We start from the raw sequence: 10,581 nt of genomic DNA, 5'->3' as shown, positions 1-10,581 counted from the left end.
ACCTGCGTTTCGACGACACCAACCCGGCCAAGGAAGACCAGGAATACATCGACGCAATCGAAAGCGACGTCAAATGGCTGGGTTTCGAATGGTCCGGCGAAGTGCGCTACGCCTCGCAGTATTTCGACCAGTTGCACGACTGGGCGGTGGAACTGATCAAGTCCGGCAAGGCCTATGTCGACGACCTGACCCCTGAGCAAGCCAAGGAATACCGTGGCAGCCTGACCGAGCCGGGCAAGAACAGCCCGTTCCGCGACCGCAGCGTCGAAGAGAACCTGGACCTGTTCGCCCGCATGAAGGCCGGCGAATTCCCGGACGGCGCACGTGTGCTGCGGGCCAAGATCGACATGGCGTCGCCGAACATGAACCTGCGTGATCCGATCATGTATCGCATCCGTCACGCGCACCACCACCAGACCGGTGACAAGTGGTGCATCTACCCGAACTACGACTTCACCCACGGTCAGTCGGACGCCATCGAAGGCATCACCCATTCGATCTGCACCCTGGAGTTCGAAAGCCACCGTCCGCTGTACGAGTGGTTCCTCGAAAACCTGCCGGTACCGGCCAACCCGCGCCAGTACGAGTTCAGCCGCCTGAACCTGAACTACACCATCACCAGCAAGCGCAAGCTCAAGCAACTGGTCGATGAAAAGCACGTCAATGGCTGGGACGACCCGCGCATGTCCACGCTGTCGGGCTTCCGCCGCCGTGGCTACACGCCGAAATCGATCCGCAACTTCTGCGAAATGATCGGCACCAACCGTTCCGACGGCGTGGTCGACTTCGGCATGCTCGAGTTCAGCATCCGTGACGACCTCGACCAGAGCGCGCCGCGTGCCATGTGCGTGTTGCGTCCGCTGAAAGTCGTGATCACCAATTACCCGGAAGGCCAGGTCGAGAACCTCGAACTGCCGCGTCATCCGAAGGAAGACATGGGCGTGCGCGCCTTGCCGTTCGCCCGCGAAATCTACATCGACCGCGAAGACTTCATGGAAGAGCCGCCGAAGGGCTACAAGCGCCTGGAACCGGCCGGTGAAGTGCGTCTGCGCGGCAGCTACGTGATCCGTGCCGACGAAGCGATCAAGGACGCCGACGGCAACATCGTCGAGCTGCGTTGCTCGTACGACCCGGACACCCTGGGCAAGAACCCGGAAGGCCGCAAGGTCAAAGGCGTGATCCACTGGGTGCCGGCCGCTGCCAGCGTCGAGTGCGAAGTGCGTCTGTACGATCGTCTGTTCCGTTCTCCGAACCCGGAGAAGGCCGAAGACAGTGCCAGTTTCCTGGACAACATCAACCCTGATTCGCTGCAGGTACTCACCGGTTGTCGTGCTGAACCCTCGCTGGGCAACGCACAGCCGGAAGACCGTTTCCAGTTCGAGCGCGAAGGCTACTTCGTCGCGGACATCAAGGACTCGAAACCAGGTCAGCCGGTATTCAACCGTACCGTGACCCTGCGTGATTCGTGGGGCCAGTGATTCAAGGAAGTTAACGTGCTAACGATTTACAACACGCTCACCAAGAGCAAAGAAGTCTTCAAGCCGCTCGATGGCAACAAGGTGCGCATGTACGTGTGCGGCATGACCGTGTACGACTACTGCCACCTCGGCCACGGCCGCAGCATGGTCGCGTTCGACCTGGTGACCCGCTGGCTGCGGTTCAGCGGTTACGACCTGACCTACGTGCGCAACATCACCGACATCGACGACAAGATCATCAACCGGGCCAACGAGAACGGCGAGTCGTTCGAAGCCTTGACCGAGCGCATGATCGCGGCGATGCACGAAGATGAAGCGCGCCTGAACATCAAGAAACCGGACATGGAACCGCGCGCCACGGATCACATCCCGGGCATGCACGCGATGATCCAGACCCTGATCGACAAGGGTTACGCCTACGCCCCGGGCAATGGCGACGTGTACTACCGCGTCGGCAAATTCATGGGCTATGGCAAGCTGTCGCGCAAGAAGATCGAAGACCTGCGCATCGGCGCCCGCATCGAAGTCGACGAGTCCAAGCAGGATCCGCTGGACTTCGTGCTGTGGAAGGCCGCCAAGCCGGGCGAGCCGAGCTGGGAATCCCCGTGGGGCGCCGGGCGTCCGGGCTGGCACATCGAATGCTCGGTGATGTCGACCTGCTGCCTCGGCGAGACTTTCGACATCCACGGCGGCGGCAGCGACCTGGAGTTCCCGCACCACGAGAACGAAATCGCCCAGAGCGAAGCGGCCACCGGCAAGACCTACGCCAACGCGTGGATGCATTGCGGCATGATTCGCATCAATGGCGAGAAGATGTCCAAGTCCTTGAACAACTTCTTCACCATCCGCGACGTGCTCGACAAGTACCACCCGGAAGTCGTGCGTTACCTGCTGGTGTCGAGCCATTACCGCAGCGCCATCAACTATTCGGAAGACAACCTCAAGGACGCCAAAGGCGCTCTGGAGCGTTTCTACCATGCGTTGAAAGGCCTGCCGAGCGTAGCCCCGGCCGGCGGCGAAGCCTTCGTCGAGCGTTTCACTCAGGTGATGAACGACGACTTCGGCACGCCGGAAGCTTGTGCGGTGCTGTTCGAGATGGTTCGCGAGATCAACCGTCTGCGCGAGAGCGATCTCAATGCCGCGGCCGGTCTGGCAGCCCGTATGAAAGAACTGGCCAGCGTGTTGGGCGTGTTGCAGCTTGAGGCTGATGACTTCCTGCAGGCCGGCGCCGAAGGGCGAGTGGACGCAGCCGAAGTCGAAGCGTTGATCGCTGCGCGTCTGGCGGCACGTGCCGGCAAGGACTGGGCCGAATCGGACCGCATCCGCGACCAGCTCACCGCCATGGGCGTGGTGCTGGAAGACGGCAAGGGCGGCACGACCTGGCGTCTGGCTGACTGATGGCTTGATCCGCTTCAAAACGAAACCCGCCTTGTGCGGGTTTTTGTTTTTTGGTGCTGTTCGCGAATTCGGCGCTGACAGGGCGGGCCCCATCGCTGGCAAGCCAGCTCCCACAGTGTCCGTATCGTATACAAAATCGTCGCAGCCCACAGAACCTGTGGGAGCTGGCTTTTTGATCGTTCCCACGCGGAGCGTGGGAATGCATCCAGGGACGCTCCGCGTCCCATTTAGAGCCGAACGCGGAGCGTCCGTTCAGGCATTCCCACGCGGAGCGTGGGAACGATCCCTTGTCACTCAGTCTGGCGCAGTCTTTTATAAAGGGTATTGCGGCTAACCCCCAGCCTGCGCGCCAGATAGGAAATATTGCCCCCGGCCGCCTGCAATTGCCGGTTCAAATCTTCGACGTCATTCAGATCCACGGCCAGCGGCTCGGGTGTCTCCACCGGCTCCATCTCCAGATCGACGAAAAAATCATCCGGCAAATGCTCTGGCCGCACCGGCTGTTCCTCGGCCATGGCCAGCGCCACCTGCATTACGCTGCTGACCTGACGTAAGTTTCCCGGCCACGGATGGCGCCCGAACAACTCCAGTACCTCGCGACTCAGGCCGGCCCACTGGCTCGGTTCGCGGTGCTGTTCCCACAAACGCTTGAACAGTGCCTCTTTATCACTGCGCTCTCTCAAGGGCGGCAGCTCTAGAGTCAGGCCGCCGATGCGGTAGTACAAGTCCTCACGGAAACGCCCCAACTGCACCTGCTCGCGCAATGAGCGGTTGGTCGCGGAAATGATGCGGATGTCCACCGGGAACAACTCACTGCTGCCCACCGGTTGCACGCAGCGCTCCTGCAGCACTCGCAGCAGGCGGGCCTGGGTCGGTAGCGGCATGTCGCCGATTTCGTCGAGGAACAGTGTGCCTTTATTCGCCTTGCGGATCAGGCCGATACTGCCTTTCTGGTTGGCACCGGTAAACGCGCCTTTCTCGTAACCGAACAGCTCTGATTCGACCAGTTCAGCGGGGATGGCCGCACAGTTCACCGCAATGAACGCCTGTTTGCTGCGGGAGCTGGCCTGATGCAAAGCCTTGACGAACACTTCCTTGCCAACGCCGGTTTCACCGTGGATCAACAGTGGAATGTCTTTTTCCAGCAAGCGCTCGGCCTGGCGCACAGCTTTTTCTACACGGCTGTCGCCGAAGTGCAGGGTGTTGAGGCTGATAACGGCCGGTGTGGGTACAGTCACAGCCGGTTCGGCGAATACTCGCGGTTGAATCGCAACCTGTTTCGGTCTTTTCAGCAAACACTGGAAGCGGTTGCGACCGGAAGCCTGCAGAGAGAAGGGCAGCCCTTCGGGTTGATTCAGCAGCTCCAGCAACGAGACCTTGAACAGGCTCTCGACACTGACCCGCGACAGGCGCACGCCCAGCAAATTGTCGGCGCGGCGGTTGGCCGAGAGTACTTGGCCGCTCTCATCGAAAATCAGCAATCCGGCCCACTGACTGTCGAGGTTGTTCAGGCCGGTGTTGAAGGTCAGTTGGAAATGCTGGCCGTGGAACAGGTTGAGGATCAGCCGGTTCTCCACGGTCTGGCTCATCATCTTGACCATGCCCAGGGTGTGGGACGGTGGCAGGTAGCTGTCGCTGGACACGTCGAGCACCGCGATGATCTTGCGCTCGGCATCGAAAATCGGCGCGGCGGAACCGGTCATGAAGCGGTTGGCCTTGAGAAAGTGTTCGTCGTGTTCGATGTGTACCGCCTGCTCGCAGACCAGCGCCGTGCCGATAGCGTTGGTGCCGCTGCAGCGCTCCATCCAGCTGGCGCCAGCGCTGAAGCCGCGGGTCAGGCCAGGTTCGATAAAACGCTGGGTGCCCCAGGTCGTCAGCACCTGGCCCTGATTGTCGGCGAGCATGATCAGGCAGTTGGAGTTGCTGAGAATGTTTTCGTAGTACGGCAGCACTTCCTGGTGGGTGGTTTGCACCAATGAATGCTGGCTCTCGAGCAATTGCTTGATGCTCTGCGCCGGAAGTTGATCGAAGGCCGGAGCGCTCTGGTGATCAAGGCCAAACGCACGGCACCGGGACCAGGAATCCTGGATGATGGCGTCGTGGGACAGCGGCGAGGCAGGTGCGGCCATGGCAGTTGATCTCTGAACAGGCTTTTATTGTTTTTATGGGTGTTGCATTGACATTCAAACACTACAAACCTGTAGGAGCACGGCTTGCCGGCGATGGCGATTTCGAGGGCGCCATCGCCGGCAAGCCGTGCTCCTACAGAGGGGAAAAGCATCCATAGAGTGTTGTTCACTATTGTTCACTGTCAATGGGTGAACTGTTCAATTGTTCATTTGTGATTGTTCATTTGTGTTCAGCAACGAACTTTGGGTTAACGCTTTTTCCCTGGTTTTTCAGGTAAATCAACAGGTTGAAATTTCTGGCACGAAAGTCGCTCTAGTGCTCCGGTCGCTTGACTCCAAAAAATAAAAAAGGCCGAGCCATGTCATTAACCCTGGAGCATGTCAGCCGCACCGTCGAGGGCCAGACCTGGATTGACGATGCGTGTCTGCGTTTCGAACCTGGATCCTTCAACGTTTTGCTTGGGCGCACGCTGTCCGGCAAAACCAGTCTCATGCGTCTGATGGCCGGGCTGGACAAGCCGGACACCGGCCGTATCCTGATGAATGGCGTCGATGTCACGCAACGGCCCGTGCGACTGCGCAATGTGTCGATGGTGTATCAGCAGTTCATCAATTACCCGACCATGACCGTCTTTGAGAACATCGCCTCGCCGCTGCGTCAGGCCGGTGTGTCCAACGAGCTGATCCAGAGCAAAGTGCTCGAAACCGCGAAGATGCTGCGCATCGAGAAGTTTCTGCAGCGCTATCCGCTCGAACTCTCCGGCGGTCAGCAACAACGCACAGCCATGGCTCGGGCGCTGGTCAAGGACGCCGAGCTGATCCTGTTCGATGAGCCGCTGGTCAACCTCGACTACAAACTGCGCGAAGAGCTACGCCAGGAAATGCGCGAGCTGTTCAAGGCGCGCCATACCATTGCGATTTACGCCACCACCGAACCCAACGAAGCCCTGGCTTTGGGCGGCACCACGACCATTCTTCATGAAGGCCGGGTGATCCAGAGCGGCAAGTCCTCCGAGGTCTATCACCAGCCGCAGACGGTGCTGGCGGCGGAATTGTTTTCCGAACCGCCGATCAACCTGATGCCGGGCCGCATCGCTGGCAACGAAGTGAGTTTCGCCAATTTCGTGCACTTTCCGTTGAACGTTGACCTGCGCCCGGTGGGCGAGGGCGAGTTTCGCTTCGGCGTTCGTCCCAGCCACATCTCGCTGGTGCCGAGCAACGACGATGACCTCGAACTGGCAGTGACCGTCGAAGTCGCCGAGATCAGCGGCTCGGAAACCTTCCTGCATGTGCGCAACGAACACTTCCTGCTGGTGCTGCACTTGCCCGGTGTTCACGAATACGACGTCGATGCGCCGATCCGCATCTACATTCCGACCCATAAACTGTTTGTGTTCGATGCGCAGGGGCGGCTGGTCCAGGCGCCGGGCCGGCGTGTCGCGAGGGTTGCCTGATGGCCGAAATCCGTTTGCAGAACCTCGCCCACAGCTACACCAAAACCCCGGCTGGGCCGGAAGACTATGCGATCCGGGAAATGGACCACATTTGGGAGCAGGGTGGTGCGTTCGCCTTGCTCGGCCCGTCGGGTTGCGGCAAATCGACGTTGCTCAACATCATTTCCGGGTTGCTCAGCCCGTCACAGGGGCATGTGCTGTTCGACGGCAAAGCGGTCAATGACCTCACCCCGGAAAAGCGCAACATCGCCCAGGTTTTCCAGTTCCCGGTGGTCTACGACACCATGACGGTATTCGACAACCTGGCGTTCCCGTTGCGCAACCAGGGCATGGCAGAGGCGAAAATTCACACCAAGGTGCAGGAAATTGCTGAAGTCCTCGACCTGCAGAACCTGCTGAGCAAAAAAGCCCGCAACCTCACCGCCGACGAGAAACAGAAGGTCTCCATGGGCCGTGGATTGGTACGCGACGACGTGTCGGCGATCCTCTTCGATGAACCTCTGACAGTGATCGACCCGCACCTGAAGTGGAAGCTGCGGCGCAAACTCAAGCAGATCCACGAGCAGTTCAACATCACCATGGTCTACGTTACCCACGATCAGCTGGAGGCATCGACCTTCGCCGACAAGATCGCGGTGATGTACGGCGGGCAGATCGTGCAGTTCGGCACACCCCGGGAGTTGTTCGAACGGCCGAGCCACACCTTTGTCGGCTATTTCATCGGCAGTCCAGGCATGAACCTGATCGATGTGCAGCCACAACCGGGCGGCGTCGGTTTCGCTTCGACGCATTTGCCGCTGTCCGAGGCCATGCAGCAACGCATTGCCGAGTCCGAGTGGAAAACCCTGAAAGTCGGCATTCGACCCGAATTCGTGCACGTCTGGGATGAGCCTTTTGATGAGGCGATGCGGGCACAGGTCGTACACGTCGAAGACCTCGGCACCTACAAGATCATGACCCTGAACCTCGACGGCGCACCGCTGAAAGTACGCCTGGCCGAAGATAAACCGGTGCCGGAAGGCATGGCCTACATCAGTTTTCCGGCGCAATGGTTGATGGTCTATGTCGACGAATTCCTGCTCGAAGCACAGGCCAACAATGAGGTGCAGCCATGAACAAGGTGCAGAACAACAAGGCCTGGTGGCTGGTGCTGCCGGTGTTCCTGCTGGTGGCGTTCAGTGCGGTGATCCCGATGATGACCGTGGTCAACTATTCGGTGCAGGATATCTTCGATCAATCCAGCCGCTACTTCGTCGGTGCCGACTGGTACAAGCAGGTGCTGCTCGATCCACGACTGCATGATTCGCTGTTGCGTCAGTTCATTTATTCGGCCTGCGTGCTGCTGATCGAAATCCCGCTGGGGATCGCGATTGCACTGACCATGCCGACCAAGGGCCGCTGGTCGTCGGTGGTGCTGATCATCCTGGCGATTCCGCTGCTGATCCCGTGGAACGTGGTCGGCACCATCTGGCAAATCTTTGGCCGGGCCGACATCGGCCTGCTGGGCTCCAGCCTCAACGCCATGGGTATCAGCTACAACTATGCAGCGAACACCATGGACGCCTGGGTCACGGTGCTGGTGATGGATGTCTGGCACTGGACTTCGTTGGTGGCGCTGTTGTGCTTTTCCGGTCTGCGGGCGATTCCGGATGTGTACTACCAGGCTGCGCGGATTGACCGGGCTTCGGCCTGGGCGGTGTTCCGGCACATCCAGTTGCCCAAGCTCAAAAGTGTGTTGCTGATCGCGGTGATGCTGCGCTTCATGGACAGTTTCATGATCTACACCGAGCCGTTCGTACTGACCGGCGGCGGGCCGGGCAATGCCACGACGTTTCTCAGCCAGACACTGACGCAGATGGCGATCGGGCAGTTCGACCTGGGGCCGGCGGCGGCGTTTTCGTTGGTGTATTTCCTGATCATCCTGTTGGTGTCCTGGCTGTTTTACACCGCCATGACTCACTCTGACGCCAACCGCTGAGGCCATCATGAGCAAGAGAAAGCTGATCCCACTGCTGATCTACATCCTGTTCCTGCTGGTGCCGATCTACTGGCTGCTGAACATGTCGTTCAAGAGCAACACCGAAATCCTCGGCGGGCTGACCCTTTTCCCACAGGACTTTACGCTGGCGAACTACAAGGTGATTTTCACTGACCCGAGTTGGTACACCGGCTACATCAACTCGCTGTATTACGTGAGCCTGAACACGATCATTTCCCTGACCGTGGCTTTGCCGGCGGCGTATGCGTTTTCGCGCTACCGCTTCCTCGGTGACAAGCACCTGTTCTTCTGGTTGCTGACCAACCGTATGGCGCCACCGGCGGTGTTCCTGTTGCCGTTCTTCCAGCTGTATTCGTCGATTGGCCTGTTCGACACGCACATCGCGGTGGCCCTGGCTCACTGTCTGTTCAACGTGCCGCTGGCGGTGTGGATTCTGGAAGGCTTCATGTCTGGCGTGCCGAAGGAAATCGACGAAACCGCCTACATTGACGGCTACAGTTTCCCCAAGTTCTTCGTGAAGATTTTCATCCCGTTGATCGGCTCCGGCATCGGCGTCACGGCGTTTTTCTGCTTCATGTTTTCCTGGGTCGAACTGCTGCTGGCGCGAACCCTCACCTCGGTGAACGCCAAGCCCATCGCGGCAGTCATGACGCGCACCGTTTCGGCGTCGGGTATCGACTGGGGGGTGCTGGCGGCGGCGGGGGTGCTGACTATCCTTCCGGGCATGCTGGTGATCTGGTTTGTTCGCAACCACGTGGCCAAGGGCTTTGCCCTGGGCCGGGTATGAGGAACTGATGATGGAATGGATGAGCTGGACCGTCCCGACGGCGGCGTTTTTCGGTGTTATCGGTTTGATCCTGGTGGGTATGACCACTTGGGAATTGCGTTCGCCAAGTGTCCTTCGGCGTGGTTTTTTACCGATTGCCACCACCCGTGGCGATCGTTTGTTTATCGGTCTTCTCGGCAGCGCCTACCTGCATTTGCTGGTAATCGGCGTCACCGACTGGAGCATCTGGGTAGCGTTCGCGTTGTCCCTGGTGTGGCTGTTGGCTGTGATGCGTTGGGGCTAGTCGAATCGCTCGGCAATGTTGCTCCGAAACTTAAACAGGAGGTCTCTATGTTCGACAAAAACAATAAGCTGCGACATAGCATTTCATTGGCAGCCATGCTGGCACTCAGCGGTTTGAGCGCTTCGGCCTGGGCCGATGCCTACGAAGATGCCGCAAAGAAATGGATCGGCAGTGAATTCAAGCCGTCCACCCTGACGGCCGATCAACAACTCGAAGAACTGAAGTGGTTCATCAAGGCCGCGGAGCCGTTTCGCGGGATGAGCATCAAAGTGGTATCGGAAACCATCGCCACTCACGAGTATGAGTCCAAGGTGCTGGCCAAGGCTTTCAGTGAGATCACCGGGATCAAGCTGACCCACGACTTGCTGCAGGAAGGCGACGTGGTGGAAAAGCTGCAGACCCAGATGCAGTCGGACAAGAACATCTATGACGGCTGGGTCAACGACTCGGACTTGATCGGTACGCACTTCCGCTACGGCAAGACTGAATCGATCACCGACCTGATGGCCAACGAAGGCAAGAACTTCACTTCGCCGACCCTGGATATCAAGGACTTCATCGGCATCTCCTTCACTACCGCACCGGACGGCAAAATCTACCAATTGCCTGACCAGCAATTCGCCAACCTGTACTGGTTCCGCGCCGACTGGTTCGAACGTGCGGACCTCAAAGCCAAGTTCAAGGAAAAGTACGGCTACGAATTGGGCGTGCCGGTGAACTGGTCAGCCTATGAAGACATCGCCAAGTTCTTCACTGAAGACGTCAAGGAAATCGACGGCAAACGCGTCTACGGGCACATGGACTACGGCAAGAAAGACCCGTCCCTGGGCTGGCGCTTCACCGATGCCTGGTTCTCCATGGCCGGTGGTGGCGACAAGGGTATTCCGAACGGATTGCCGGTGGACGAGTGGGGTATCCGCGTCGAGAATTGCCATCCGGTCGGTTCCAGCGTGACTCGTGGCGGCGACACCAACGGCCCGGCGGCGGTGTTCGCGACTACCAAATACGTGGACTGGATGAAGAAGTACGCGCCACCGGAAGCGGCGGGCATGA

Annotated in this window: 9 protein-coding genes; 8 read left to right on the top strand and 1 reads right to left on the bottom strand. The window is 59.1% G+C overall.

Translation table 11 applies throughout. From position 1 onward, the window contains the following. Positions 1 to 1,478: glutamine--tRNA ligase/YqeY domain fusion protein (locus D8U18_RS00610; RefSeq protein ID WP_131106804.1), on the top strand; the 1,478-nt coding region annotated here is incomplete at its 5' end. 15 nt (positions 1,479 to 1,493) lie between these two features. After that, positions 1,494 to 2,876 (top strand): cysteine--tRNA ligase, encoded by a 1,383-nt coding sequence (gene cysS, locus D8U18_RS00605; RefSeq protein ID WP_130906280.1) that lies wholly within the window; start codon positions 1,494 to 1,496, stop codon positions 2,874 to 2,876. 290 nt (positions 2,877 to 3,166) lie between these two features. Here cysS and D8U18_RS00600 read toward each other — a convergent pair whose 3' ends face one another. Continuing rightward, positions 3,167 to 5,005, bottom strand: coding sequence for a sigma-54-dependent Fis family transcriptional regulator (locus tag D8U18_RS00600; RefSeq protein WP_131106796.1), 1,839 nt, complete (start codon positions 5,003 to 5,005; stop codon positions 3,167 to 3,169). A 359-nt stretch (positions 5,006 to 5,364) separates the two neighbouring features. Here D8U18_RS00600 and D8U18_RS00595 point away from each other — a divergent pair, with 359 nt between their 5' ends. From D8U18_RS00595 to D8U18_RS00570, 6 genes are all read left to right on the top strand, one after another. Next, on the top strand, positions 5,365 to 6,459 hold the full coding sequence (locus D8U18_RS00595; protein WP_056854630.1) for an ABC transporter ATP-binding protein: 1,095 nt from the start codon (positions 5,365 to 5,367) through the stop codon (positions 6,457 to 6,459). Beyond that, positions 6,459 to 7,574 carry an ABC transporter ATP-binding protein gene (locus D8U18_RS00590; RefSeq protein ID WP_131106795.1) on the top strand — a complete coding sequence of 372 codons (1,116 nt, stop codon included), beginning with the start codon at positions 6,459 to 6,461 and terminating at the stop codon, positions 7,572 to 7,574. The genes D8U18_RS00595 and D8U18_RS00590 overlap by 1 nt, the downstream gene beginning before the upstream one ends. Then, the gene (locus D8U18_RS00585) at positions 7,571 to 8,437 is read left to right on the top strand and encodes a sugar ABC transporter permease (protein ID WP_056854628.1); all 867 of its coding nucleotides are present in this window, start codon (positions 7,571 to 7,573) and stop codon (positions 8,435 to 8,437) included. Before D8U18_RS00590 ends, D8U18_RS00585 begins: the two co-directional genes overlap by 4 nt. A 7-nt stretch (positions 8,438 to 8,444) precedes the next feature. Further along, a complete protein-coding gene (locus D8U18_RS00580) occupies positions 8,445 to 9,245 on the top strand; it encodes a carbohydrate ABC transporter permease (protein ID WP_056854627.1) in 801 nt (266 codons plus the stop codon). A 10-nt stretch (positions 9,246 to 9,255) separates the two neighbouring features. Continuing rightward, positions 9,256 to 9,528: a DUF2160 domain-containing protein gene (locus tag D8U18_RS00575; protein WP_056854889.1), complete on the top strand. Its 273-nt coding sequence runs from the start codon at positions 9,256 to 9,258 to the stop codon at positions 9,526 to 9,528. Between the two features lie 47 nt (positions 9,529 to 9,575). Then, a partial coding sequence (locus D8U18_RS00570; RefSeq protein WP_131106794.1) for an ABC transporter substrate-binding protein occupies positions 9,576 to 10,581 on the top strand: 1,006 nt, incomplete at its 3' end.

This window comes from Pseudomonas sp. Sample_10 (genome assembly GCF_004321495.1).
In the GTDB taxonomy this organism is placed as follows: domain Bacteria; phylum Pseudomonadota; class Gammaproteobacteria; order Pseudomonadales; family Pseudomonadaceae; genus Aquipseudomonas.
The sequence above is the reverse complement of the archived record's forward strand: the minus strand, read 5'-3'. Positions and strand labels throughout refer to the sequence as shown.